General features: G+C 40.2%; 25 protein-coding genes. All 25 read right to left on the minus strand.

Features of this window, described 5'->3' with window-relative positions; translation table 11 throughout:
• Positions 1-55: 55 nt before the first annotated feature.
• Positions 56-1123 (minus strand): M20 family metallo-hydrolase, encoded by a 1068-nt coding sequence (locus NE848_RS14335; RefSeq protein WP_252114828.1) that lies wholly within the window; start codon positions 1121-1123, stop codon positions 56-58.
• Entirely contained in the window at positions 1123-1899 is a 777-nt protein-coding gene (argB, locus tag NE848_RS14340) for an acetylglutamate kinase (protein ID WP_252114831.1), read from the minus strand. Before argB ends, NE848_RS14335 begins: the two co-directional genes overlap by 1 nt.
• 87 nt (positions 1900-1986) lie before the next feature.
• Positions 1987-2931 (minus strand): N-acetylornithine carbamoyltransferase, encoded by a 945-nt coding sequence (locus tag NE848_RS14345; protein WP_252114833.1) that lies wholly within the window; start codon positions 2929-2931, stop codon positions 1987-1989.
• Positions 2932-3033: 102 nt separating this feature from the next.
• Entirely contained in the window at positions 3034-4167 is a 1134-nt protein-coding gene (locus NE848_RS14350) for an aspartate aminotransferase family protein (RefSeq protein ID WP_252114835.1), read from the minus strand.
• 2 nt (positions 4168-4169) lie between these two features.
• Positions 4170-4964, minus strand: a complete 795-nt coding sequence (gene proC / locus NE848_RS14355; protein ID WP_252114838.1) for a pyrroline-5-carboxylate reductase — start codon at positions 4962-4964, stop codon at positions 4170-4172.
• 127 nt (positions 4965-5091) lie between these two features.
• Complete coding sequence (argC, locus tag NE848_RS14360; RefSeq protein ID WP_252114840.1) at positions 5092-6057, minus strand: N-acetyl-gamma-glutamyl-phosphate reductase; 966 nt, start codon at positions 6055-6057, stop codon at positions 5092-5094.
• Positions 6054-7241, minus strand: a complete 1188-nt coding sequence (locus NE848_RS14365; RefSeq protein ID WP_252114843.1) for an argininosuccinate synthase — start codon at positions 7239-7241, stop codon at positions 6054-6056. The genes argC and NE848_RS14365 overlap by 4 nt, the downstream gene beginning before the upstream one ends.
• A gap of 78 nt (positions 7242-7319) precedes the next feature.
• Positions 7320-7961: a GNAT family N-acetyltransferase gene (locus tag NE848_RS14370; RefSeq protein WP_252114845.1), complete on the minus strand. Its 642-nt coding sequence runs from the start codon at positions 7959-7961 to the stop codon at positions 7320-7322.
• A 334-nt stretch (positions 7962-8295) separates the two neighbouring features.
• The gene (gene ilvA, locus NE848_RS14375) at positions 8296-9564 is read right to left on the minus strand and encodes a threonine ammonia-lyase IlvA (protein ID WP_252114847.1); all 1269 of its coding nucleotides are present in this window, start codon (positions 9562-9564) and stop codon (positions 8296-8298) included.
• A gap of 6 nt (positions 9565-9570) precedes the next feature.
• On the minus strand, positions 9571-11046 hold the full coding sequence (gene ilvC / locus NE848_RS14380; protein ID WP_252114849.1) for a ketol-acid reductoisomerase: 1476 nt from the start codon (positions 11044-11046) through the stop codon (positions 9571-9573).
• 2 nt (positions 11047-11048) lie between these two features.
• Positions 11049-11585: an acetolactate synthase small subunit gene (gene ilvN / locus NE848_RS14385; RefSeq protein ID WP_252114851.1), complete on the minus strand. Its 537-nt coding sequence runs from the start codon at positions 11583-11585 to the stop codon at positions 11049-11051.
• A complete protein-coding gene (ilvB, locus tag NE848_RS14390; protein WP_252114853.1) occupies positions 11585-13321 on the minus strand; it encodes a biosynthetic-type acetolactate synthase large subunit in 1737 nt (578 codons plus the stop codon). Before ilvB ends, ilvN begins: the two co-directional genes overlap by 1 nt.
• Positions 13322-13332: 11 nt before the next feature.
• The gene (gene ilvD / locus NE848_RS14395) at positions 13333-15006 is read right to left on the minus strand and encodes a dihydroxy-acid dehydratase (protein ID WP_252114855.1); all 1674 of its coding nucleotides are present in this window, start codon (positions 15004-15006) and stop codon (positions 13333-13335) included.
• A 417-nt stretch (positions 15007-15423) separates the two neighbouring features.
• On the minus strand, positions 15424-16947 hold the full coding sequence (locus NE848_RS14400) for a carbon-nitrogen hydrolase family protein (RefSeq protein WP_252114857.1): 1524 nt from the start codon (positions 16945-16947) through the stop codon (positions 15424-15426).
• Positions 16948-17028: 81 nt separating this feature from the next.
• Positions 17029-17661, minus strand: coding sequence for a response regulator (locus NE848_RS14405; RefSeq protein ID WP_252114859.1), 633 nt, complete (start codon positions 17659-17661; stop codon positions 17029-17031).
• Complete coding sequence (locus NE848_RS14410; RefSeq protein WP_252114861.1) at positions 17636-18442, minus strand: sensor histidine kinase; 807 nt, start codon at positions 18440-18442, stop codon at positions 17636-17638. Before NE848_RS14410 ends, NE848_RS14405 begins: the two co-directional genes overlap by 26 nt.
• Before the next feature lie 91 nt (positions 18443-18533).
• The gene (locus NE848_RS14415; protein ID WP_252114863.1) at positions 18534-19274 is read right to left on the minus strand and encodes a hypothetical protein; all 741 of its coding nucleotides are present in this window, start codon (positions 19272-19274) and stop codon (positions 18534-18536) included.
• A 369-nt stretch (positions 19275-19643) separates the two neighbouring features.
• The gene (locus NE848_RS14420; protein WP_252114865.1) at positions 19644-20378 is read right to left on the minus strand and encodes a hypothetical protein; all 735 of its coding nucleotides are present in this window, start codon (positions 20376-20378) and stop codon (positions 19644-19646) included.
• Positions 20379-20427: 49 nt separating this feature from the next.
• Positions 20428-21159 (minus strand): hypothetical protein, encoded by a 732-nt coding sequence (locus tag NE848_RS14425; protein ID WP_252114867.1) that lies wholly within the window; start codon positions 21157-21159, stop codon positions 20428-20430.
• Positions 21160-21171: 12 nt separating this feature from the next.
• Positions 21172-21537 carry a hypothetical protein gene (locus NE848_RS14430; RefSeq protein WP_252114869.1) on the minus strand — a complete coding sequence of 122 codons (366 nt, stop codon included), beginning with the start codon at positions 21535-21537 and terminating at the stop codon, positions 21172-21174.
• 166 nt (positions 21538-21703) lie between these two features.
• Positions 21704-22441, minus strand: a complete 738-nt coding sequence (locus NE848_RS14435; protein WP_252114871.1) for a hypothetical protein — start codon at positions 22439-22441, stop codon at positions 21704-21706.
• Positions 22442-22453: 12 nt separating this feature from the next.
• Entirely contained in the window at positions 22454-22882 is a 429-nt protein-coding gene (locus NE848_RS14440) for a hypothetical protein (protein ID WP_252114873.1), read from the minus strand.
• A gap of 644 nt (positions 22883-23526) precedes the next feature.
• Positions 23527-24387, minus strand: a complete 861-nt coding sequence (locus NE848_RS14445; RefSeq protein ID WP_252114874.1) for a 5-oxoprolinase subunit C family protein — start codon at positions 24385-24387, stop codon at positions 23527-23529.
• A complete protein-coding gene (gene pxpB / locus NE848_RS14450; RefSeq protein WP_252114876.1) occupies positions 24371-25108 on the minus strand; it encodes a 5-oxoprolinase subunit PxpB in 738 nt (245 codons plus the stop codon). The genes NE848_RS14445 and pxpB overlap by 17 nt, the downstream gene beginning before the upstream one ends.
• Entirely contained in the window at positions 25108-25848 is a 741-nt protein-coding gene (pxpA, locus tag NE848_RS14455) for a 5-oxoprolinase subunit PxpA (RefSeq protein ID WP_252114878.1), read from the minus strand. Before pxpA ends, pxpB begins: the two co-directional genes overlap by 1 nt.
• Positions 25849-25850 lie beyond the last annotated feature (2 nt).

A 25850-nucleotide genomic window follows, 5' to 3' on the forward strand; every position in this document is an offset into this window, starting at 1 on the left:
AATTTAAAATCGTCAAGCTGAACTTGTTTGTAGTAATGAGCCTGTCGAAGTGCGGTTATTTAATTGCCTTTTCAAGCAGCTTTATATATTTTTCTATCCCTTCTTCTATTTCCTTTACATAAATGAATTCATCAGCCGAATGCGACCTGGTAGAATCACCCGGACCCAGCTTTAACGATGAGCATTTAAGCATCGCCTGATCAGATAAAGTAGGTGAACCATAGGTATTCATTCCAAGGGAAATTCCGGCCTTAACCAGATCATGATCCTTTGGAATGGAAGATGAATTCAGTCTTAAAGAGCGGGCTTTTATCTCATCAACCGGTGCCTTCTCCTGCAGGATCTTATCGATTTCCTCATTGCTGAAACAATCATTTACCCTAACATCTATCACCAGGTCTACCTTTGCGGGCACTACATTATGCTGGGTTCCCGCATTTATTTGGGTCACTGTAAGCTTCACCTCCCCCAAAGCTTCAGATTTCTTTTCAAAACTGAAATTCTCGAACCATTGCAGAGCCTTAGCCGTTTTATAGATCGCGTTATTATCGTTGGGATGTGCCGCATGAGAAGGAGTTCCCTTTACTACAGCATCAAAGACCACCAAACCTTTTTCTGCGATTGCCAGGTCCATCAATGTAGGTTCGCCTACAATGGCTACATCTATCTTGGGCATCACTGGCAGAAGACTGGCGATCCCGTTTTTACCATTAATCTCCTCCTCTGCCGATCCCGCATAGACTATGTTATAATCCAGATCCTGGTCTGCATAGAAATAAGTAAAAGTAGCAAGAAGAGACACCAAACACCCACCGGCATCATTACTGCCTAAGCCAAATAATTTTCCATCTTCAACTTCCGCTTTTAAGGGATCCCGCGTATAAGCCGAATTTGGCTGAACCGTATCATGGTGTGAGTTTAAGAGCAGCGTAGGCTTTGCCTTATCAAAATGCTTGTTTACAGCCCAGACGTTATTGAGATGCCTGAAAAAAGGAATATTCTTCTCCTTGAACCAGTTCTCCAATAATTCTGCCGTTTTATCTTCCTCTCCAGAAAAAGACTGGGTCTTAATCAGGTTTTTAAGTAATTCAATAGCTTCCTTCTGTAAGTCTGAGATCTGCATTATTCTACGATTTTTGTATGAACTGAATTCTTTTGAAGTAATCCTGAATCTCCCAGGTATATAGTGGAAACCCCATTTTCAAGAGCCTGAAAACAGTTATGCAGTTTAGGCAACATACCATCGCTAATAATCTTTTTGTCGACCAGTTCCTGATACTTTTCTTTATCCAAAACTTCTACAACCGAATCATCATCCTGGGAATCAGCAAGTACACCTTTTTTTTCAAAACAATAATAAAGCTCGGTTTCATATTCCCGGCTCATCGCTATTGAAATTTCAGCAGCGACAGAATCGGCATTGGTATTTAAGATCTCTCCTTCATTACTATAAGAAATTGCCGAAAATACAGGAACGAGGTCCTGTTCCAAAAGTGATAAAATGAAAGTAGTATTTACCTCTTCAATATCTCCTACAAAACCGTAATCTACTTCTTTTACGGGGCGTTTTTTAGAAAGCACACTTTTGCCATCTGCCCCGCAAAGCCCTACGGCATTATTTCCCAGTTTTTGAAGGCTCGCTACAATGTTCTTACTTATAAGCCCTGCATAGACCATAGTGATAACCTGCATGGAGTTTTCATCAGTTATCCTTCTACCATCAAGCATTTTGGTTTCATATCCCAGTTTCGTAGCAATTTCGGTAGCGAAATTGCCACCGCCATGCACCAGAATCTTAGGTCCCTCCAGGGCAGAAAAATCTTTTAGAAATTCCTGAAACCTGGCCTTGTTTTCAATTAATTTACCTCCGGTTTTTACTATTTTAAGTACTGATTTCATCTTCTTTGAATCTTTTGCCACGAATGCCTTAATAAAATACTTGAGTCATATCGAGCGAAGTCGAGATATCTTTTTCTTAAATCCTTCTTATTTTTCTTCTAATAATCTCTTCAAAACAGCCTGTGCAGCATAGGTCCTGTTCCCAGCCTGTTGAATGACCAATGAATCCTGACTGTCCAGAACCTCATCGGCTATAACCATATTCCTTCTCACAGGCAAACAATGCATCACTTTGGGACTGTTTGAATTCTCCAATTTATCCTTTGTCAGCGTCCAATCCCTGTCGGTTTTCAACACTTTACCATACTGTTCATAACTGCTCCAGTTCTTTACATATACAAAATCAGCATCTTTCAGAGCTTCTTCCTGGTTATGGGTCACAGCAGTCTTCTTTGTTACTTCGGGATTAAGATCATAACCTACGGGATTAGCGATCACAAGGTCAACATTCATCTTTTGCATTACTTCAACGAACGAATTAGGCACCGATTGCGGCAAGGCTTTAGGGTGCGGAGCCCAGGTAAGCACCACCTTGGGGCGATCTTTTTGTTTTGTTTCAGTTATCGTTATTGCATCGGTAAGGGCCTGCAAGGGATGACCTGTTGCACTTTCGAGATTAACCACCGGAACTGAAGCGTATTTCTTAAAGCTATTAAGCACCGTTTCAGCTTCATCCTTTTCCTTATCCTCCAAACCTGGAAAAGCTCTAACCGCTATGATATCACAATACTGAGAAAGAACTCCAGCCGCTTCCTTGATATGTTCGGCTTTGGTAGAATCCATAACTGCACCATCTTCAAATTCCAGAGCCCAGCCATCCTTATCAACGTTCATCGCCATCACTTCCATCCCAAGAAGTTTTGCGGCTTTCTCGGTACTTAACCTGGTACGCAGACTCGGATTAAAAAACAACATCCCGAGTGTCTTCCCTTTACCAAGGTTTGGAACGCTATTTTCCTTTTTCAGCTGAAGGCCTTCATTAATCAATTCGTCTAAACTTTCTATATCTGATAATGTGATGTAGTTCTTCATTTCTACTCTTTAATTGTTGTCATTCCGAAGAAGTGAAACGACTGAGGAATCTCAGACCTCTTGACTTCCCTCAAGGTAACTTTGGTCAAGTTTCACTTCTCATTAATAATTCTGCAATGCAATTTTCAACGCCTTGAAAAAAGTATCAAATTGTTCTTTTTTAATGTTCAATGGAGGGAGTATTCTCAATAACTTCTTGTTACTGGCTGCTCCGGTAAAGATCTGGTGTCGAAAAAGAAGTTCCTTTCTAAGTTCAGCCACTTCAAAATCGAATTCAAGCCCTATCATCAAACCTCTTCCTTTCAAATTCTTTATTTGCGGAATCTTGTCCGCTTTTTCTTTAACATACTCGAAAAGGCTTTTTGAGTTCTCAATAAGTTTTTCCTTTTCAATGATTTCAAGAACCGCGATTCCGGCGGCGCAGGCAAGATGATTCCCTCCAAAGGTTGTTCCCAGCATTCCATATTTTGGCTCAATAGTCTTATCTATTAGAATACCTCCAACAGGGAAACCATTCCCCATTCCCTTTGCAATAGAAATAATATCAGGCCTAATTCCGTGTTTCTGAAAGGCAAAGAAATCTCCGGTTCTTCCATAACCCGCCTGAACCTCATCGGCAATGAGAACAGCATTATGGCTTTTGCACAATTCGGCTACTTTCAAATAAAATTCAGTGGTGGCTTCGTCAAGTCCGCCCACTCCCTGAACAACTTCGAAGATCACGCCCGCAACATCACCATGCTCCAATTCTGCTTCCAGGGCTTCAGCATCACCAAATCCAACTTTAGTAGCATTATGACCAATATTGAATGGAGATTTAATCGCTTCATTATCTGTCACAGCTACTACACCGGAAGTCCTTCCATGAAAGGCTTTTTCAAAATAGACAACCCTGTCTTTTCCGGTGTGGAAAGAGGCCAGTTTCAAGGCATTTTCATTTGCTTCTGCTCCCGAGTTACACAAGAAAAGGCTATAATCATTTATTCCGGAAACCTTTTCAAGTTTGGCAGCAAGTTCATTCTGCAACGGATTCTTTACCGAATTTGAATAAAACCCAATCTCTCTTAACTGATGAGTCAAAGCATTCACATATGCCGGATGCGAATGGCCAATTGAGATCACGGCATGTCCTCCATAGAGGTCAAGGTATTTATTGCCATCCTTATCAAAAACATAAGCTCCTTCTCCTTTTACCGGTGTTATATCATATAGCGGATATACATCAAATAAATCCATAGTTATCTCTCTGAAATATTATTGATTTTTTTAAATGAAGCCTGGATCCCTTTGATAAGGGATGAACTAAGGCCATTATGTTCCATTTCATTAAGGCCTTCAATGGTACAGCCGCGAGGAGTGGTCACCTTGTCAATCTCCTCTTCCGGATGTCTTCCCGATTCGATAAGTAAACTGGCTGCACCCAGACAGGTTTGCATAGAAAGCTCCTGAGCGTCTTTCGCGTCAAATCCGAGCTGTACTGCTCCCTGAGTAGTTGCGCGTATCAGACGCATCCAGAATGCCACTCCACTGGCACATATTACCGTGGCGGCCTGCATTTTATTTTCATCAATAATGATGCTTGTACCTAACCTGTTGAAAATAGCTTCAGCAATACTAATACGTTTCTTTCCTGGTTCGTTACTACAAAGGCAGGTCATTGACTTTCCTACCGCGATGGCTGTATTAGGCATTGAACGGATAATAAAATGCTCTTCACCCACGATATTTTCTATTCTTGGAATTTTGAATCCCGTTACCGTTGAGATCAGCACATGCTTATCGGTAAGCTCGTCCTTGATCTCCCCAAGGATTCGCTCTAGCTGTGTAGGCTGAACCGAAAAGATCAGGATATCTGAATTTCTAACGGCCTCCAGGTTATCTGAAGTTACCTTGACTTTTGAATATTCCTCATAATCGGTAATATTCTCCGTCTTTCTCTTTGTGAGGTACAGACTTGTGTAGGCATTACTGAAAATAAGACCTTTCGCGATAGAAAGGCCGAGATTACCGGCACCCAGAATTGCTATTTTCATAATCGTTTTATTTATAATCACCTGTCATCCTGAACTTGTTTCAGGATCTTAGAGAAGCTGAAACAAGTTCAGCTTGACGCTATTTTTCAAACCTCACAGGTTTTGAAAACCTGTGAGGTTTTTAATTTTAAAAATAACTGGCTTTTAAATCCAGTCCTAACTTTTCATCCAGACCAAACATCAGGTTCATATTCTGAACCGCCTGCCCTGAAGCTCCTTTTAAAAGGTTATCTATAATACTCGTCACCAGCAATTTGTCACCAAACTTCTCCAGTTTCAACAGGCACTTATTGGTATTCACCACCTGCTTTAAATGCAGGTCTTCCTCCACCACAAAAGTAAAAGCGGCATCTTCATAGGCTTCATTATAGATCTTCTGTACATCTTCCAAACTACCCGAAAAACTGGTATAAGCCGTAGCATGAATACCTCTTGAAAAATTCCCCCTGTTTGGAATAAAGTTCACAGCAGAACTGTAATCCTCCTGCAGCATCTTTAAACTCTGACCTATCTCATTCAAGTGTTGGTGTCCAAAAGACTTATATGCTGAAAAGTTGTTATCCCTCCAGGTGAAATGAGTGGTGCCCGACAATGAAGTACCAGCTCCCGTGGCTCCGGTCACCGCATTGACATGCCATTCATCTTTCAGCAACTTTTTCTTTGCCAGTGGAAGAATTGCAAGGCTGATGGCCGTCGCAAAACAACCTGGATTGGCTATATAATCTGCGGTACTTATCTTTTCCTTATTGAATTCTGGCAGACCATAAACAAAGGAATGGTCATCTGCAGCCATCCTGAAATCGGTACTCAGATCAACAATTTTTGTGTCTTTTGAAAACTGATTTTCTGCAAGGAACTTTTTGGAGTTTCCATGCCCGAGGCAAAGAAAAACCACAGCTGCTTCCTTATTGATCTCACCACTGAATTTCAGATCGGTTTCTCCCAGCAGATCCTGATGAACCTGGGCTACAGGTTTCCCTGGCTGGGAAGTGCTGTAAACAAAATTAAGGTTCACCTCAGGATGCCTTAGCAGGATCCTGATAAGTTCCCCCGCAGTATAACCTGCTCCTCCTATTATCCCGGCTTCTATCATGCTTCCTCTTTTAAGTGTTGATATATTTTTCCTGAATTGGAAAGGATCTTGATGAATCCTTTGGCATCATCGGCCGTCCAGGCTTTATTTTCCTCACCATATTTTCCAAATCCTGAATTCATGAGGTCGTACTCAGATTTTATTCCGTCTAGCGTGAACCTGTATGGATGGAGCGTTACATAAACTTCACCGCTCACCTGCTCCTGTGAACTTTCCAGAAAAGCTTCAAGATCTCTCATCACCGGATCCAGGTAAAGTCCTTCGTGTAAATGAGTTCCATACCAGTTGGCGAGATAATCCTTATGTTGAAGCTGCCATTTGCTCAGCGTGTGTTTTTCAAGTAAATGATGGGATTTTATGGTAATAAGAGCTGCGGCTGCTTCAAATCCTACCCTGCCCTTTATCCCAATAATGGTATCTCCCACATGAATATCCCTTCCAATCGCATACTTTTTGGCAATATCTTCAAGGATCTGAATATTCTTCTCAGGGGAATTTTTTTCTCCATTCACAGCTGTAAGCTCTCCTTTGATAAAGGTAAGGCTGACCTGTTTTGGTTCTTTTTCTATCAGTTGAGAAGGATACGCTTCTTCAGGCAAAGGCTTTTCTGAAGTCAGTGTCTCGGCTCCGCCAACACTGGTACCCCAAAGGCCTTTATTCACCGAATATTTGGCTTTCTCCCAGTTCATATCCACACCATTTGCCTGCAGGTAATCTATCTCTTCCTGTCTGCTCAACTGCTTATCCCTGATTGGAGTGATGATCTTTATCTTAGGGGCTATGGTCTGGAAGATCATATCGAATCTCACCTGGTCATTTCCTGCCCCGGTACTACCATGAGCAATATATTCGGCCCCGATCTCTTTTGCATAATTTACGATCTCGATGGCCTGCACTATTCTTTCAGCACTCACCGAAAGCGGATAAGTATCATTTTTAAGTACATTCCCAAAAATGAGATATTTAACAACTTTATTATAGAATGAAGAAACGGCGTCAATATTATTATAAGTGGCAGCTCCTATCTTTTTGGCATTAGAACCTATTTTTTCAACTTCTTCTTTTGAAAAGCCACCGGTGTTCACACTTACCGCATGAACCTCAAAATTTTCCTCTTTCGATAAATATTTTGCACAGTAAGAAGTGTCCAATCCACCGCTATATGCTATTACTACTTTTTTCATTTTTTTATTTTTTCCTCCGTCATCCTGAACTTGGTTCAGGATCAAGGAGAAGCTGAACCAAGTTCAGCTTGACGATTTTTATTCTTTTTCAGCCTTTTCCTTTTTATAGAAAAGGGTTTGTTTTATATGCTTCAGCCTTTGAAAGGTTTTATCATTGAATTTGCTCACCTTATTATTTTTCTTCTTTTCTTCCTTCTTTTTCTCAGGATCGTACATCATTCCGGTACAAAGACACATCTTATGATCTGTCCTGGTAAGCACATCATAGTTCTTACAGGTCTGACACCCTTTCCAGAAACTCTCGTCATCTGTAAGTTCAGAAAATGTTACGGGCTGATATCCCAGTTCGTAATTGATCTTCATTACAGCCAGTCCTGTAGTGATCCCAAAGATCTTGGCATTTGGATATTTCTTTCTGGAATGATCAAAGATCACCTGCTTGATATCTTTTGCAAGCCCTTGTTTTCTGTAATCGGGATGCACAATAAGACCTGAGTTAGCTACATATTTCTCGTGGCTCCAGGTTTCGATATAACAAAAGCCGGCAAACTTTTCCCCGTCCAGGGCGATCACGGCATTCCCTTTCTCCATCTTATTGATAATATATTCAGGAGTTCTTCGGGCAATACCAGTACCTCGTACTTTGGCCGATTCTTCTATGTTTTTACAAATGATCTCAGCGTAAGAAGCATGAGATTTGTTAGCAATGATAATTCTCATCTGCTAAGAAATTAAGGTTGAAATTTATTTTGATTTTGTCTTTTGAAGGGGGAACCGGACTCACCTAAGTTCCATAAATATACGCACGCACTTACGTGCGGCGGGGGAAAAAGCGGCGCATAGGAAATATGTCAGAAAAAATCCTGATATATAATTTAAATTCTATGCTTTTTAGGTGTTTCAAAATGGAAAAAATCAAATAATATTAATAAATAGGAAGAGTCAGGGCCAGCGCTTAGCTGCGGCGGGGCCTGAAATGAAAAGAGGGTAATATTATTTGTCTGAATGTTTTCACGTGGTAAATGTACATAATATTTTGGTTCACACTAAGTTATTAGACTAAAAATTGAAATAAATTTGGTTTATCATTCAGATATTCCCCGTAAAAGTTCTTCTTTTTCATGCGTTCTACCAGAGGTTCAAAGTCGGCAGGATCGCTTAGCTCAATGCCTACAACAGCCGGACCATTCTCCCTGTGGTGCTTTTTGGAATACTCAAAGTGAGTGATATCATCATTAGGCCCGAGCACTTTTGCAACAAATTCTTTCAGCGCTCCAGCTCTCTGAGGGAAACTTACTATGAAATAATGCTTAATTCCTGCATATAGAAGTGCTCTTTCCTTGATCTCGGCGGTCCTGGTAATGTCATTATTACTGCCACTTACTATACATACTACATTCTTACCCTTTATCTCATCAGCATAAAAGTCTAAAGCCGAGATCGCCATGGCTCCGGCAGGTTCCACCACAATTGCATCCTGGTTATAGAGATCAAGAATCGTCTGGCAGATCTTACCTTCATGGATACAGATCATATCGTCCAGATTCTCTTTACAGATTTCGAAATTGCGGTTTCCTACTTTTTGAACCGCGGCGCCATCCACAAATCTTTCGATTTCGGAGAGTTCTACCACTTTGCCCTCTTTCAGCGAAGAAGTCATGGATGGTGCGCCTGTAGGTTCAACCCCAATTATTTTTGTATTCGGTGAGAGCTTTTTGAATATAGTGGAGATCCCCGCCAGTAAACCGCCACCACCCAGTGGCGCGAAAACGTAATCTATTGGAGCATCGGCCTGTTCCAGGATCTCCAGACCTATGGTGGCCTGGCCTTCGATCACTTTTTCATCATCGAATGGATGTATGAATACCAGTCCGAATTTCTCCATGTGCTTCATGGCACTTTTAAAGGAATCATCAAACGTGTCTCCTTTTAGGATCACTTCCACCCATTCGCCTCCAAACATCTGGGTTTGCTCTACCTTTTGTCGAGGAGTGGTGATAGGCATATAAATCACACCCTTAGTTTGCAGCTTGTTACAGGCAAATGCAACTCCTTGCGCGTGGTTACCTGCACTCGCGCAGATAACTCCTTTTTTAAGCTGATCTTCAGGAAGACTGGAGATCTTATTATAAGCCCCGCGGATCTTATAAGAACGTACCTGCTGAAGATCTTCTCTTTTAAGAAGAATATTCGCTTCGTATCGCTTGCTATAAGTGAAAGAGTCTGCAAGGGGAGTTTTCAGGACTACCCTGGAGATCCTTTCGGCGGCCTCTTTTACAGCTTCAAGGGTTGGTTTATATTTTCTATCTTTTTCCAGCAACATATTCGTTTATTCGTATATTTTCTTCATTGCGGTCATCGCCTTTCTTAATCTGGCTCCTACCTTTTCTACGGGATGACTTCTAAGAGCATCATTCACTTCGATAAGCTCCTGATTGTCTACACCATCATATCCGTTTCCGAATGATTTCCCTGCCACTTCAGGCTCAAGACCATTCACATAATCCTTGATAAGTGGTTTGGCAGCGTGATCGAACAGGTAACATCCATATTCTGCGGTATCTGAGATCACACGGTTCATTTCATATAATTTCTTTCTGGCAATTGTATTTGCGATTAGAGGAGTTTCATGAAGTGACTCATAATAAGCGGAATCTTCAATGATACCGGCTTCTACCATGGTTTCAAATGCAAGCTCTACCCCTGCTTTTACAAAAGCCACAAGAAGAACGCCTTTGTCAAAATATTCCTGCTCCTTTATTTCTTCGGAAGTAGCTTCGGTTTTCTCAAAAGCAGTATTCTCGGTATCGGCTCTCCAGGTCAATAATTCCTTATCATCATTTGCCCAATCCTTCATCATCCTGCTGCTGAAAGCTCCCGAAATTATATCGTCCATATGCTTCTGGAAAAGCGGGCGCATCTGTTCTTTCAGATCTTCAGCAATTTCGTTGGCTCTTAATTTAGCCGGATTCGAAAGCCTGTCCATCATATTGGTGATCCCGCCATGCTTTAAGGCTTCAGTAATGGTTTCCCAACCATACTGTATAAGCTTTGCAGCATAATTAGGATCTACACCATCGGCCACCATCTTATCGAAAGTAAGGATAGATCCTGTTTGAAGCACCCCACATAAAATGGTCTGTTCTCCCATAAGATCTGATTTCACTTCAGCTACAAATGAAGACTCGAGCACTCCTGCCCTGTGGCCACCGGTAGCATATGCATAGGCCTTGGCCCATTCAAAACCGATCCCTTTAGGATCATTCTCAGGGTGTACCGCAATAAGCGTTGGAACTCCAAATCCGCGTTTATATTCTTCACGAACCTCAGAACCCGGACATTTTGGAGCTACCATAATCACTGTAATATCTTCACGGATCTTCATCCCTTCTTCCACAATATTAAAACCATGGGAATAAGAAAGTACTGCTCCTTCCTTGATATGAGGCATGATCGCACTAATTACCGGTGTATGTTGTTTATCGGGCGTGAGGTTGATCACAAGATCGGCCTGAGGCAGTAGTTCCTCGTAGGTACCGACATTAAAATTATTTTCAGTTGCATTTTTCCAGGATTGTCTTTTTTCCTTAATGGCACCCTCACGAAGCGCATAGGAAATATCGAGCCCACTGTCTCTCATATTTAGTCCCTGGTTAAGTCCCTGGGCACCACAGCCCACGATGACAATTTTTTTACCTTTTAAAGCATTCACTCCTTCACTGAACTCATCAAGGTCCATAAACCTGCAAGTTCCCAATTGGGCCAGTTGTTCTCGTAACGGAAGGCTGTTAAAATAGTTGGTCATGATTATAATGAATTTGTAGTATTAAATTTTTCTAAGATTCCTGATATTGGCATTTCATTTTTGGTCACCGCTATGGTTCCCGATCTTACGAACTGCATTAGTCCGTAAGGCTTTAAAGTCTCATATAGCTGGTCCACCTCGCTGCGCTTTCCTGTCTTTTCAATAACGAAAAAGCTCTTGGTCACCGTCACTATACGGGCATTAGTTTCCTTGATAAAATCCTGGATATTATGATCGTCCAGGAATTCGTCTGATTTGATCTTATAAAGCGCCGTTTCCTGGTAGATGGTCTCCTCATCGGTATGATAAAAAGCCCTGATCACCTCGATCTGTTTTTCCAGCTGACCGATGATCTTCTTTACCTGCTCTTCGGTCACTTCAACAATTATCGTAAAACGCATCACCTCGGTAACCTCGCTTGGTGAGGCCGTGATACTTTCGATATTGATATGTCTTTTAAGAAAGATCGCTGCGATCCTACTTAGCAGACCAAGATTATTCTCGGTATATATTGAAACTGTATAACTTTTCTTTTCCATTACTCTAATAATATGTCAGAAACTGCCGCTCCCGTTGGGATCATAGGGAACACATTTTCCTCCTGTTCAACTTTCACTTCAAGGAAAAAGGCTTCATCGCTTTCCATCATTTCCTGTACAGCATCTTTTAACTCACTTCTTTCAGTAACTCTTTTTGTTTTGATATGATATCCCTGGGCAATGGTCACAAAGTCAGGATTCACCATTTCGGTGGATGCATATCGCTTGTCAAAGAAAAGCTGCTGCCACTGTCTTACCATTCCAAGGAAGCCATTATTAAGGACTACAATTTTCACAGGTACCTTTGTCTGGAAAATAGTTCCAAGTTCCTGTATGGTCATCTGATATCCTCCGTCGCCGATTACCGCCACCACATCTCTATCTGGTGCTCCCATTTTGGCTCCAATCGCTGCCGGCAGTGCGAATCCCATAGTTCCCAATCCTCCTGAAGTCACATTGCTTCGGGTCTTATTAAATTTACCATAGCGACAGGCTTTCATCTGGTGCTGACCAACGTCTGAAACGATCACCGCATCTCCATGAGAGAAATTATTGATTTCCTGGATCACTTCTGCCATGTGTATATCAGGTTTATTAAGATCGAGGTTACGACTTATAACTTTTTTGTATTCTTCTTTATATAGTTCTTTGAACCTGTTATGCCATTCGGTATGCTTATTTGGCTTAAGCACTTCTAAAAGTGCTTTTAGCGTTTCTTTCACGTCGCCTAAGACTGGATAATCGGCTTTTACATTCTTGTTCACCTCAGCAGGATCTATTTCAAAATGTATCACTTTTGCCTGCTTGGCATAATGATCAAGATTACCGGTTACACGGTCATCAAAACGCATCCCGATTGCTATGAGAACATCGCATTCATTTGTAAGAATATTAGGCCCATAATTCCCATGCATTCCTACCATACCCACATTCAAAGGATGATCTGTAGGAAGGGCAGAAAGCCCCAGAATGGTCCAGGCTGCCGGAATTCCGGCCTTTTCCACAACTTCTTTCAGCAGGCCTTCGGCTCCTCCAAGAATAACACCCTGACCAAAAACTATCATTGGTTTTTTGGCATTATTTATAACCTCAGCGGCTCTGTCTACCTCGAGGGAGTTTAGTTCCGGTACGGGTTTATAACTTCTAATACCTGAACATTTTTTGTAAGAGAATTCCAAAGAAGCAAACTGGGCGTCTTTTGTAATGTCTATCAAAACCGGCCCTGGCCTTCCTGAACGGGCTATATAAAATGCCTTGGCCATCACCTCTGGTATTTCCTCTGCTTTTGTGATCTGGTAATTCCATTTTGTGATAGGTGTGGAAATACCTACAATATCGGTTTCCTGGAATGCATCACTTCCCAGTAAATGAGATCCTACCTGGCCCGTAATACATACCATTGGAGTTGAATCTATCTGGGCATCGGCGATCCCGGTGACGAGATTGGTTGCTCCCGGGCCTGATGTGGCCACGGCAACTCCTACTTTCCCACTAACGCGGGCATATCCCTGTGCAGCATGTGTCGCTCCCTGTTCGTGCCTTGTGAGTACGTGGTGAATTTTTCCCTGATATTTAAACAATTCATCATAAACCGGCATGATCGCTCCGCCTGGGTAACCGTAGATGGTGTCCACACCTTCCTCAAGTAAACATTTTATCACCGCTTCAGCGCCTGAAACAGTGGTAGTTTCCTTAGTGGTTACCTTCCCAAAACTTGCAGTTTTAACTTCTTCCATAATTCACCGTATTAAAATTCATCGGTCACGCAGCCATTAGAGGCTGAAGAAACCGTTCTTGCGTATTTATATAGCACACCGCCTTCGGCTTTTAGCGCAGGTGCTTTCCAGTTCTTTCTTCTTTTTTCTATTTCTTCGGCTGAAATCTTTACATCTAGAGTATTGTCCTCAGCATTGATAACAATCTCATCGCCATCTTCCAGCAGACCGATGAGTCCACCTTCCTGGGCTTCCGGAGTAATATGACCTACCACGAAACCGTGGGTGCCTCCTGAAAATCTTCCATCGGTTATTAGTGCCACATCCTTGCCTAGTCCCGCTCCCATGATTGCAGAAGTAGGCTTCAACATTTCAGGCATTCCCGGCCCTCCTTTCGGACCTTCGTATCGAATCACCACAACATCACCCTTCTTCACTTTTCCTGCAGAGATCCCATCATTAGCCTCAAATTCACTGTTAAATACTTTTGCCTTACCTGTGAACTGAAGACCTTCCTTCCCGGTGATCTTAGCAACAGAACCTTCTTCCGCGAGATTTCCGTAGAGTATCCTGATATGTCCCGTTTTCTTTATAGGATGATCCAGATCATGGATCACATCCTGGCCATCTTCAAGATCGGGGACTTCGGCCAGATTCTCAGCTAAAGTCTTTCCAGTTACAGTAAGACAATCACCATGAAGCATATCATTTTTCAGCATATACTTTAAAACCGCGGGGATACCTCCCACTCTATGCACATCTTCCATTGCATACTTACCGCTAGGCTTCAGATCGGCCAGAAATGGTGTGCTGTCACATATCCTTTCAAAATCGGCCAGGCCAAAATCCACTTTTGCAGCTTTGGCAATAGCAAGAAAATGGAGCACTGCATTAGTTGAACCTCCTAACACCGTCAACAAACGAATGGCGTTCTCCAGTGATTTCCGGGTAACTATATCCCTTGGCTTAATATCTTTTTCCAGTAGAAGCTTTATCGCTTCCCCGGCTTTTTTACTTTCCTCTTTTTTTTCAGGGCCTACTGCCGGATTGGATGAATTATAAGGCAGGCTCATTCCCAGCGCTTCAATCGCCGAAGCCATGGTATTTGCCGTGTACATCCCACCACAGGCACCTGCACCCGGACAGGCTTTTTGTATCACCTGTTCATATTCTTCCTCTGGCATATCACCTGAAACCTTGGCTCCCCATGCTTCAAAAGCAGAGACCACATCCAGTTTCTTTCCGTTATGACATCCTGAAGCTATGGTTCCGCCATATACCAGGATGGAAGGCCTGTTAAGTCGAAGCTGGGCCATCAGGGCTCCGGGCATATTCTTATCACATCCCACCACGGTTATCAATCCGTCATAAGCCATGGCGTTCACCACGGTTTCCATAGAATCGGCAATGATATCACGGGAAGGGAGAGAAAACCTCATCCCGGGCGTTCCCATTGATATCCCATCACTCACCCCGATAGTATTGAAGATAAGCCCGACGAGATCTGCAGAAAGGGTTCCTTCCTTGACTTCCTTAGCCAGATCATTCAAATGCATATTACAGGGATTTCCTTCATATCCTGTACTGGCAATTCCAACAAAAGGCTTATTAAAATCTTCTCTCGTAAGTCCTATCGCATGTAACATGGCCTGCGAAGCAGGTTGCGAATCGCTTTGAGTTAGGGTGCTGCTATACTTATTATTCATTAATCGGTATTCCTTAGTGTTTCTTTTAATAGATTAAAATTACCGTCTTAAGATGGCTATGCTTTTCATCAGACATGACTCAAATTACTTTCAAAAAAGAATTTGAAATCATAAATATCTAATTTACAGATATTTAAGACAATTCTTGTTACGACAGCTGAAGGTTTTTTAAGAAAGGGATATAGCGCTAAAGACTTTTCAAAATTGATGTTCTCTTACAGCCTCTTTTTCATAATGACGTAATTCAAATCTTTTAAAATCTATTTTTCTTAAGAATTAACAGAAATACTACAGATATGATAAAAATGAAGGAAAGGTGGGACAGATAGAGAAAATAGATGAGATTCCTGCGCTTTCCTCGGAATGGCTGTTACAATGAAAAATTTTGAATGTTGAATTAAGAATTCTATTTCAGCATCACTTCTTCCTCTTCAGGGAATAAAGATCCTTACGGCGGTCTTTCATATTTCTTACACTGCCATAATTATGAAGTTCCTTTAAAAGATCGAGATCCACATCCACAAGTAAGGTGCTTTCAGTATTGGGAGTAGCTTCGGCCTTAATCCCGTTCACAGGAAAAGCAAAATCAGAGGGAGTTAATACAGCACTCTGGGCATACTGTATATCCATATTATCAACCTTAGGCAGGTTTCCTACAGAACCGGCTATGGCCACGTAACATTCATTCTCCACTGCCCTGGCCTGTGCGCAGATCTTCACGCGGGAATAACCGTTCTGGGTATCGGTCATAAATGGAACAAAGAGAATATTCATTCCTTCTTCTGCCAGGATACGTGATACTTCGGGAAACTCAATATCATAACAGATCAAAACCCCGATCTTACCACAGTCGGTGTCAAAGGTTTCCAGTTTATTACCGCCTTTCATACCCCAAGCGGTCTCTTCAGCCGGGGTGATATGCAGCTTTTCATAGCGTTCATAACTACCATCCCTTCGGCATAGAAAGCCTACATTATACATATGCTCACCCTCCGGAAATGGCATGCTGCCTGTAATTATATTGATGTTATAATTGATAGCGAATTCCCTGAAGGTTTCGAGTAAACGTTCAGTATAGCTGGAAAGTCCCCTTATAGCCTCAGGTTCACTAAGTTCGTTGAACTGGGCCATGAGCGGCGCATTAAAAAGTTCAGGGAACATGATGAAATCGCTCTGGTAATTGCTCACGGCATCTACAAAGAATTCTATCTGCGATACCAGTGCTTCATAATCCTTGAAAAGACGCATCTGCCATTGTACGAGTCCGAGTCGAACAACAGTCTTGGTGGTATTCACCAGTTTTTGAGGCTTGGTATAATAGATATTGTTCCATTCCATCAAAGTGGCATATTCCTTACTTTCATGATCTCCGGAAAGATATCCCTTAATGACCTTTTTTACGTGAAAATCATTGGAGAGCTGAAACGAAAGAACCGGGTCGTGGATCTCCTGAAGCTTAACCTTTTCAATATATTTTTTAGGTGTCAGCTCATCTGCATATTCAGCATAATTAGGGATCCTGCCTCCAAAAACTATCGCCTTGAGGTTAAGATGTTCGCAAAGCTCCTTCCGGGCCTCATACAAACGCCTTCCCAAACGCATTCCGCGGTATTCAGGATGTATAAATACATCAATACCATACAGCACATTTCCATTCTTGGTATGGGTAGAAAAATTCTCTCCTCCAAGGATCTCGTCGTAGGTATGATTATCATCGAATTTATCGTAATCTACTATGATTGATAAAGCACAGCCTGCGATCTTATTATCTATGACTATGCATAACTGGCCTTCCGGAAATTTATTGATAAGAGTTTTTATCTCACCCTTGGTCCAGTATTCATGGGGCATAGCATGATAACTTTTAATCATGGACACCTTCAGTTCCTCATAGTCCTTAACGCGCAGGTTCCTGAGTTCTATTTTAGCAGAATCAATCAAATCGTCAAAATTTAATATGCTAAGATAAGATGCTAAGTGATTTGAAGTAAACGGTAGTTGTTAAAATGATCAGAAAAAAGCCTAGATCTTATAGATACCTTCCTTAATTGCAAACATCACGAGTCCCACCCTGCTTTTTACTCCAAGCTTTCCAAAAAGGCTTTCCCTGTAATTATCGACGGTCTTGGGACTAAGAAACATTTCTTCAGCAACCTGTTTGTAGGTGAGCTCACTACAGGCATGATTCAGGAATTCAAGTTCCCTTTCGGTAAGTTCTTCGTATTTCTTTTTCCTTTCTTCATGGCTTAAAGCGTCTGAAATGGTCTGGTTAGAATAATATCCATTTCTCTCTATTGCGTTAAGCGCATATTCAAATTCTTCCGGCTCAATATCCTTTAGAAGATAACCCCGGCATCCCAAGCGAAGCATCTTTATGATGGTCTCATCTTCCTGGTCTACGGTAAGGGTCAAAACTTTCTGATCTGGTTTATTCTCCTTGAGCCATGCCATGGTGTCCATCCCGTCCATCACAGGCATCCTCATATCAAGCAGAATGATATCCGGAAGCGGATTACCATCTTCTATGTATTTCACGAGCTCCTCGCCATTCTTGAAACAGTCAATAACCTTGAAACCTTCAAAGGAATTCACAAGGATCTGCAGTGATTGTGCAAAAAGCTTATGATCGTCAACGATTATTATCGTTTTGCTCATTGGTTCTAATCTTGGTTGGATAACGTAAAGATAACGAAGTTCCTTTACCGATGGAAGAATTGAGGTTAAAATCGGTATTGATCATTTCAGCACGGCTCTGCATGTTCAAAAGTCCCGAACCTGCATCCTGCTGTTCCGCATCAAAACCCCTCCCGTCGTCACTGGCCTTGATCTGAAGATAATCGGGTGTATATTCAAAGATGACCTCAAGTTGAGAAGCATCGGCGTATTTGATAACATTGGAGAAAAATTCCTGCAATATCCTGAACAGAATAATGGCATCTTCCTGTTTTATCTTATAAGGATCCCCTTTAACCTTAAGCCTTGCATCAAGTACACCCAGCCTGTTAAATCGCTCCATTTCGTTTTCTACAGAACCCTCGAGACCCTTATAATCTATCACTTCGTTGTTAAGGGAGCGGGATAGAGCCCTTACTTCGGCCAGTGAATCGGCGACCAGTTTTCGCACTTCCTTAAAGGCGTCCTGGTTCTCTTCTACCACGGTCTTTGTAAGCAGGTTTATCTGCATCTTGGCAATGGCAAGCAACTGACCTATATTATCGTGCAGTTCCCAGCTCACATTCTTAAGAGTGGCTTCCTGTATCTCCAGCCTGGCATTGGAAAGCTCGGCCCTGAACTTTTGCTCGGCTTCATATTTTTCCTTTAAAATCTTGTTCTTTCGCCTTTGGTAGGTGATAAAGAATAAAACGGTAAAGCCTGCCAGAAAAAGAATGACAAGTATAAAATAAACTATGAGTAAGATCTCTTCCTTACGAAGCATGGTATTGGTTGATTAGTCTAACAAGTATACATAAAATCGTGCAATTATTTTAAAAGGCTGATTATCTTCAGTTTTCCTGTAATTAGAAACTTTACGTCTGATCGATCTTTCCTTTTACTTTCAAAGACCTGTAATCTATATAGAAAGCCAGGGCATATAACAGATATAAAACAAGGTTTGCCAGTCTCAGGCTTCCATAATAAACAGATACAAAAGCCGGGTTTTCTGAATTAACATAAGTAGAGTAAATAAACAAGGGCATAACGGTAAGAGTCCAGATCATCAAGCCTGCCGCCATATAAAAGGTAAGCTTCCCGAAAGAATCAAGTATGCGGGAACTATTCAACAACTCCATAAGATAGAGGCCTATACAAATCAATAATCCAAAGGCACCAACAATATAGATATAGGCTGAAATTGACTTAAAAAAACCCTCCAGGACAAATCCGCTTATAATTGCTGAAACTACATAAAAGGCAGTTATATGTTTGATGATCTTTTTTCGTCTTTTCGATTGAATTTGCATCCGGAAGAAGCTGTAATAAAAATAATACTGAACGATCTTAAAAATATTATACAACCACCAGTTCCGTTCAAAGCTTGAGCCTTCAGTAAAACCAAAAACCTCATAATCGGTTACGTAGGCGATAAGGGGATATAATCCCAGGATCTCCACCCAGACCACCAGCCACAGAAAATAAGTAAAGAGACGATAGGATACTATTGGATTCGGATTTTTAAACAGGTAAACGGAGCCAGAGATAGCCGCAATAAATTCAGCCGAATAACTTATATACAATCTGTTTTCAAAAAAATAATCCCAGAAATTCATAGGTCATCCAGAGAGGTTAAAGAATTCATGGCTTTAAGATAAAGCAAACAATTTATTTTCACCCAAAACCGATTTTATTCTCTTGAAAAATACAGTCATTTTAAAATATCAATAGGACTTCAAATGCGGATTAAGATAAATTAATTGATTAAAGCATTTGCAAAAAGGGGAATTATCCCCTTGATGAGTATTGGTCTCATCTCTACATTTGATATAGTCATTTTAGTAAAGCTAAAGTGTTTTGGGGCAAAAAAGTGCCGACTGCGGTTTAGTTATAGTTCTGAGTAGGGTCTTTTCTATAACTTGAATACCAAAGTGGCACTTTTTTATTTTGCCATGTTTTCTTCAGGAAGAATTTCTCAAAGTTATTTAATTCAAAGCCTTTCGTCGGGATCTTTTGATTTCGAAGATCACTTTAAGAAATCCAAAAGCAAAGACCGAATACATAAAGAAATTCGCGAGATCTAAAACATTACCATATACTTCACTAAAATCTTCACTTACTCCAACATATCTTTGAAAGATGAACAAGGGTGTTATTCCCAGTTGATAAATTATCAAGCCTATGGAAATATAAAGTGGTAACTCCCTTCGAAAGTTCAAAATACGTTCGGTTCTTACAAGCTCCAGGTAATAGGCTGCAATTGATATGCAAATTAAGAAAGCTCCATAGATGTAGACGTAAGCCGAAGTTGTAAGAAAAAAAACATCACTAGTGAAGAAATGGATGATAGAACTAATGATATAGATTACCACTAAGGTTCCTATTGCCTTTTTTAATTTTCCGGACTGCGTCTGCATTAAAAAATATACGGTAAAAAGCGAACCAGTTACCAAGGTTAAAATATTATAGATCCAGAGATTTGTTCTAAATGGAGTTTCTTTTATGAATTCTATATATGCATAATCATAAACATGATAATAAACACTATAGATAATGGCAAAAAGATCTATTACGAAAATTAAATTTATCGTAAATACTATAAGCTTATCTGCCTTAGCAGGTTTTTTCTTTGAATACAGATAAAAGATTCCGGAAATCGCCGCTATCAGCTCAAAGATATAAGTTGGATAGAGGCGATATTCAATAAATGTTTCCCACAAATCTTTAGGCTTAATAAATTATATGGTTCGATCTTTAACTTTTTCAGATTTAGCCTGTAAGCTTATATTCTCTTTTTTCCCTGTAGGCATTCCTTAAAAAACCAAAAACAAAAACAGAATACATAAAAATATTGGCAGCTTTTAAAATCCAGTTAAAAATCTCATCGAAATCCGAATTAGTTCCTATATATCTTTGAAAAATAAATAAAGGCGTCATACTAAGCTTGTAAAGCAATAAACCTATAGAAATGTAAAGAGCAAGTTCGTCATAGAACTTAAGTATTCTTTCAGACCGTATCAACTCCAGATAATAAACTCCTATTGAAAAACTTATTAAAAAGGCCCCAAAAATATAGGCATAGGGAGAGGTACCTATAAAAAACGCATCTCCATACAAATAGCTAAAAATAGAAGTAATTATAAATACCCAAACCAAGATAAGAAGCACTTTCTTCATTCTGGTAGATTCCAACTGCATTAGAAAATAGACTGTATAAGCAGTCGTTGTTATAAGAGCTAATACATTATATATCCAAATGTGGCTTTCAAATGGAGTTCCCTTAATGAATTCCAGATACTTGAAATCGTACACAAAACCATATAAACCATATGTTATGGCCAAAAGATCAAAGATAAAGATGAAGACCAGGTAATATACCAGAAGCCTGTCATCCTTACCTCGTTTAGGATTTTTTTTAAGATAGTAAACCCCAGCTATTGCAGCGAAAAGCTCACAGATATATGTAGGGTACAGCTTATTATCTATAAATACTTCCCACAAAATTCAATTGATTTAATAATCTTTTGGAGGCCATCCGGTTCCTCCATCGTTATAAGCATTTAAAGTTTGAACATTCTGTGTGTCCTGCAAATTATTTGCATCACCTCCCTTGGTGGGTGCAAGAAAAACAGTAGTTAACCCCTTCACAGGATTAGGACCACCATCCGGTTTATATTTACCATAATAAACACGGATACCCGGTTTCTCTGATGCAGGAATATTGGCTTTCACGTAAGCGATATACTCCTCAAGCTCCTCTATGCTAAACCAGGTTTCAAAGGCATCTTTAAAACCTTTGCCATTGATTGCATTGCCTGGCCCATTCTTCCAGTTCTTTAAAAGTTCTTTAGCCTGCGCAGGTGAAATTTGCTGCCCCATAATTTAATTTTTTGGAAGACCATTAAAGGCCTTTCGGTTAGTAATACACTAAAAATAGGAATATTTAAACTATTTAGGTGTGCTTTTTTATTTGCACTCCTTTGTAATTTTCAAGATTACTCGATAGAGTTAATAACAAAACATCTTTTGTGAGTAAAATTTAACCTCACTTTATTAAGACTTTTTGGCCCGATCGCTTTACTTCCAAAATCATTCTGATAAATCCATATATAAAAACGGAATACACAAATAAGTTAGCTACATCTAAAACATTGCTATATACCTCTTCAAAATCATCGCTTACCCTTATATATCTCTGGAACATAAACAGTGGAGTTATTGCTAATTTATAAATCAAAAGACCTATTGATATATAAATCGCCAACTCAGAACGATAATTCAATATCCTGTCAGTTTTTATCAACTCCAAATAATAGATCGCTATTGAAAAACAGATCAAGAAAGCTCCAAAAACATAAGGATAGGTAGCCGTAGTCTTAAAGAAGTTATCTGTAAGAAAATAACTAATTATTGATGTAATTAAAAAGATCCCTGTTAAGTAGATAATTATTCTCTGCCACAACTTGGAATTTAATTGTAAAATAAAATAGAAAGTATATGCCGTAGTTGTAATTAACGAAAGGACATTTGTTATCCAGAGATGGCTTGTAAATCTGGTCCCATTGATAAATTCGAAATACTTAAAATCATAGACGTGACCGTACAAACCATAGGTAATTGCCAGAAAGTCAAAGAAAAAGATGAAAATCAGGTAATAAACCAGGAATTTATCAGCTTTGCGCACATTCTTATTCATAGAAAGGTAGACAATACCAGCTACCGCTGCTAAAAACTCAAAAATATAAGTTGGATATAGCCGGTATTCAACAAAGACTTCCCACAAAACAATTAAAATTTAATATTCACTTGGCGGCCATTTGCTACTTCCGTCATTATAAGCATCTATATTATAATTAGTTTCATAGCTGTTAGAGGTTAGTGCAAGAACAACATCAGAAGAGCCAGAATTATTTTCGACAACAGCATTTTGGGGGGCAGAAGACTCTTTAGTAGCAGAAAGAAAAACTGTAGAAATTCCGTCTTTTTTTCCTTTCTTATCTTCAGCAGCTAACCAAATACTTATCCCAGGATGCTCCACACCCTGCTCGGCCGATAAATCTCGTACATAATTGATATACTCCTGAAGTTCCTCAAGACTATACCACACCTCGCAGGAGTCTTTGTATTCCTCATTATCTTCAAAAAGTTTACCCCTGGTATCCCTCCACTTTTTCTGTAGCTTTTTGGCTTTTTCGATTGTAATACATTTCGCTGGTCGGTTCATATTAAATTTTCTTTAAAAGACCTATCTAAGGTCTAAAGGTTAGTGATATGTTAAAAATAGAAATATTTTAGGTTAATTCTATGGGACACCTTCAAAAAGGGGATTTTTCCCCTTGCCGGCCTATACATGCCCAACTACATTTGTTGAAGTCATTTTAGTAAAGCTAAAGTGTTTTGGGGCAAAAAAGTGTCGACTAAGGTTACGTTATAGTTCTGAGTAGGGTCTTTTCTATAACTCACTACCAAAGTGACACTTTTTTATTTTTGCCCCATTTAAGAAGTATATTACTCTAAGTTAGCACAGAATCTGCTAATAATCTATTTTTCAGAGGCTTATTTTTCTCCTCAGCCTTTTGATAACCGCATTTAAAGACTTTCTTCCTTAAACTATCTTCGGGAATAATCAGAAAATCCTTTAACAAAAAAATAACTATTAGGCCTAAAAAATCGGGGGTTTTCCCTCTTGTTAAATTAGGCTGAAGCGCCTAATTTGCGAAGGCATTTGATAAATCAAAAAAAATTAGGGGGCAGAAAAATATTCGAAGGTTGGTTTATAGTTCTGAGTAGAGTCTTTTCTATACATTCACAACCTAAGCGAATCTTTTTTTGCCCCATCATCTACACTCTAATTTAGCACAGATCCTGCTAATAATCCAGTTTTCTGAAGTTTATTTTTTCCCCCGGCATTTTTTGCGAAAGTACCTGCTGAGCTTTTTCGCTCAGCTGAAGTATCCTTGGATAACCACCGGTGGTCTGGCAGTCTTTCATAAGAATGATCAATTTTCCTGAAGGAGTAAGTTGTACCGTTCCCGGGACCACAGGCCCGGTTGTTATAGGATCCAGATCATTCTCCAGATCTTCTTCAATTTGAACGGCCATCCGGTTACTGTTCTTATCTGTTTTAAAGGATGTAGAAAACAATTTATCCTGCTGTTCCTTTGAAAGCCTTTCAAATTCAGGTCCGGGATATGCTTCTATAATATCTGATCCCAGATACTCTTCATCTATCTTCAAATGGGAATGTGTATCCTTTTCCTGCAAATCTTTTGATCCAAAAGACAGTTTCATCCCTTTTTTCAGCCTGAAATCGGTGGTAAGCCCCTCGTACCAGCTCTGGCTTCCCATAAGTTCCTCTGACCGAAACCCGCCAAGAATACCAATATAAGCCCTGAACCCGGCCTTTCGGGCTCCAAATCTCAAAGTATCACCGGCTGAAATATTGATAACCTTATTTTGTTCAACTGGACTATCATTAAGACTTGCCGATAGATCGGCGCCACTGATACAAATGGCTGTAGAAGCCGAGAATTTTAATTGAGGCCCCTGGAAGGTGATCTCCATAACCGAAGTATCCTGTGCATTCCCGAGGATAAGATTACAGATTCTCATCGCGTACCTGTCCATCACTCCACTTTGAGGAACACCATATTTTTGAAATCCAAAACGACCAAGGTCCTGGATGCTTGAAAATAATCCCGGCTGTAAAACTTCAATCTCCCCCTTCATAATTTTCAGATTTCAATTTATAATTTCCTCTTTTCACTTCTTCTTCGATCTCAAAAAATTCTTCCCTGGAAACCGAAAAGAATTTGATTTTATCCCCGGCCGAAAATGGTGTTGGCGGATCTTCATTTTTGTCAAAAAGTTCTACCGGACATTTGCCTAAAATCTGCCATCCTCCGGGGCTGGATTTTGGATAAATTCCGGTCTGTTTTTCCCCGATCCCAACCGAGCCTTTTTCAACCGATTTTCGGGGTGTTTTTTTTCGTGAAATTTGCAGCTTCTCATCCAGCCCTCCCAGGTATAAAAATCCGGGTAAGAATCCTATAAAATAGACCTGGTAAACCGGAGCAGTATGAAGCTTAATTATTTCCTCAATTTCCAGATCTTTTTCGTCTAAAATGAGTTTAAGGTCTGGCCCAAATTCTTCGTCATAACATACCGGAACATAAAAAATTTGTGAGTTAAAGTTTTTTGGTATATTGGCCTCGTCAAACAGGCTCTTTAAGCTCGAAATCTCACTATAAACATCTTCTATAGTGAACATGTAACTAATTAATATCGAGTTATATGTGTTTATTACTTCAACTTTTTCTTTAACTAATTTATTTTCCAGCAAATCTTTGTAAAAAAGAAGCTTCCGGAGCTTTTCTGGGCTATAATTTTCACCAAAATTGATCAAAATCGCCCGCTCTCCCATGGGTGATATTTCGGGAAATTCTTTCATTATGTATTCTTTACTCCTACTCCGTGTTCGGCAAATTTTCTGTGAAGAAATTCAATAATTTCAAGTGAAGATGGCGTGTCACTATGCACGCAAAAAGTGTCGGCTTTTACATCGATTTTCGCTCCGTTTTCACATGAGATTTTATGGTCTTTAAACATAGAAAAAACATGCTCAAAAACAGCCTCTTTTTCGGTGATCAAAGCATGCTTTTCTGCCCGGGAAACAAGGCTGTAATTTTCGTTATAATTACGGTCTGCAAAGGCCTCAAAAAAGAGGTCGAATTTTCCCATGGCGAGTTCCGAAATTTTTGAATTCGGAGGCACATAAAGCCTGAAATTTCCTTCCAGAATTTCAAGACTTTCAACAATGATCCTGGCAATGTTTTCATCTTTTGCAGCATCATTATAAAGAGCTCCATGAGGTTTGATATGTGTAAGTTTTCCGCCTTCAGATTCGGTGATCTGCTTAAGACTTAGAACCTGCCCTTCAATGGAAAGCCTGAGATCTTCTTCAGACATTTCAACAGAGCTCCTTCCAAAATTCTCCCTGTCTGGGTAAGACGGGTGCGCTCCAATTTCAACATTATGCTCCATTGCAAGTCTTACGGTATGATGCATGGTTTCCAGGTTGCCCGCATGGCCGCCACAGGCTATATTACAGGCCGAGATTAGAGGCATAAGCTCTTCATCGAACTTCCCTCCCTCTCCAAGGTCACAGTTAAGGTGTATCGTCTTTTTCATGC

Source organism: Gramella jeungdoensis, assembly GCF_023805255.1.
Classification (GTDB): domain Bacteria; phylum Bacteroidota; class Bacteroidia; order Flavobacteriales; family Flavobacteriaceae; genus Christiangramia; species Christiangramia jeungdoensis.

Bases quoted from the DNA above. Each gene is read 5' to 3' on its own strand.
- NE848_RS14430 (WP_252114869.1), bottom strand. From the start codon at position 21,537: ATGGGGCAGCAAATTTCACCTGCGCAGGCTAAAGAACTTTTAAAGAAC.
- NE848_RS14405 (WP_252114859.1), bottom strand. From the start codon at position 17,661: ATGAGCAAAACGATAATAATCGTTGACGATCATAAGCTTTTTGCACAA.
- NE848_RS14365 (WP_252114843.1), bottom strand. From the start codon at position 7,241: ATGAAAAAAGTAGTAATAGCATATAGCGGTGGATTGGACACTTCTTAC.
- argC (WP_252114840.1), bottom strand. From the start codon at position 6,057: ATGATAGAAGCCGGGATAATAGGAGGAGCAGGTTATACTGCGGGGGAA.
- NE848_RS14415 (WP_252114863.1), bottom strand. From the start codon at position 19,274: ATGAATTTCTGGGATTATTTTTTTGAAAACAGATTGTATATAAGTTAT.
- NE848_RS14440 (WP_252114873.1), bottom strand. From the start codon at position 22,882: ATGAACCGACCAGCGAAATGTATTACAATCGAAAAAGCCAAAAAGCTA.
- ilvN (WP_252114851.1), bottom strand. From the start codon at position 11,585: ATGGAAAAGAAAAGTTATACAGTTTCAATATATACCGAGAATAATCTT.
- NE848_RS14445 (WP_252114874.1), bottom strand. From the start codon at position 24,387: ATGAAGGGGGAGATTGAAGTTTTACAGCCGGGATTATTTTCAAGCATC.
- proC (WP_252114838.1), bottom strand. From the start codon at position 4,964: ATGAAAATAGCAATTCTGGGTGCCGGTAATCTCGGCCTTTCTATCGCG.
- pxpB (WP_252114876.1), bottom strand. From the start codon at position 25,108: ATGAAAGAATTTCCCGAAATATCACCCATGGGAGAGCGGGCGATTTTG.
- ilvB (WP_252114853.1), bottom strand. From the start codon at position 13,321: ATGGAAGAAGTTAAAACTGCAAGTTTTGGGAAGGTAACCACTAAGGAA.
- ilvD (WP_252114855.1), bottom strand. From the start codon at position 15,006: ATGAATAATAAGTATAGCAGCACCCTAACTCAAAGCGATTCGCAACCT.
- pxpA (WP_252114878.1), bottom strand. From the start codon at position 25,848: ATGAAAAAGACGATACACCTTAACTGTGACCTTGGAGAGGGAGGGAAG.
- NE848_RS14350 (WP_252114835.1), bottom strand. From the start codon at position 4,167: ATGGATTTATTTGATGTATATCCGCTATATGATATAACACCGGTAAAA.
- ilvA (WP_252114847.1), bottom strand. From the start codon at position 9,564: ATGTTGCTGGAAAAAGATAGAAAATATAAACCAACCCTTGAAGCTGTA.
- argB (WP_252114831.1), bottom strand. From the start codon at position 1,899: ATGAAATCAGTACTTAAAATAGTAAAAACCGGAGGTAAATTAATTGAA.
- NE848_RS14345 (WP_252114833.1), bottom strand. From the start codon at position 2,931: ATGAAGAACTACATCACATTATCAGATATAGAAAGTTTAGACGAATTG.
- NE848_RS14410 (WP_252114861.1), bottom strand. From the start codon at position 18,442: ATGCTTCGTAAGGAAGAGATCTTACTCATAGTTTATTTTATACTTGTC.
- NE848_RS14335 (WP_252114828.1), bottom strand. From the start codon at position 1,123: ATGCAGATCTCAGACTTACAGAAGGAAGCTATTGAATTACTTAAAAAC.
- NE848_RS14370 (WP_252114845.1), bottom strand. From the start codon at position 7,961: ATGAGAATTATCATTGCTAACAAATCTCATGCTTCTTACGCTGAGATC.
- ilvC (WP_252114849.1), bottom strand. From the start codon at position 11,046: ATGACCAACTATTTTAACAGCCTTCCGTTACGAGAACAACTGGCCCAA.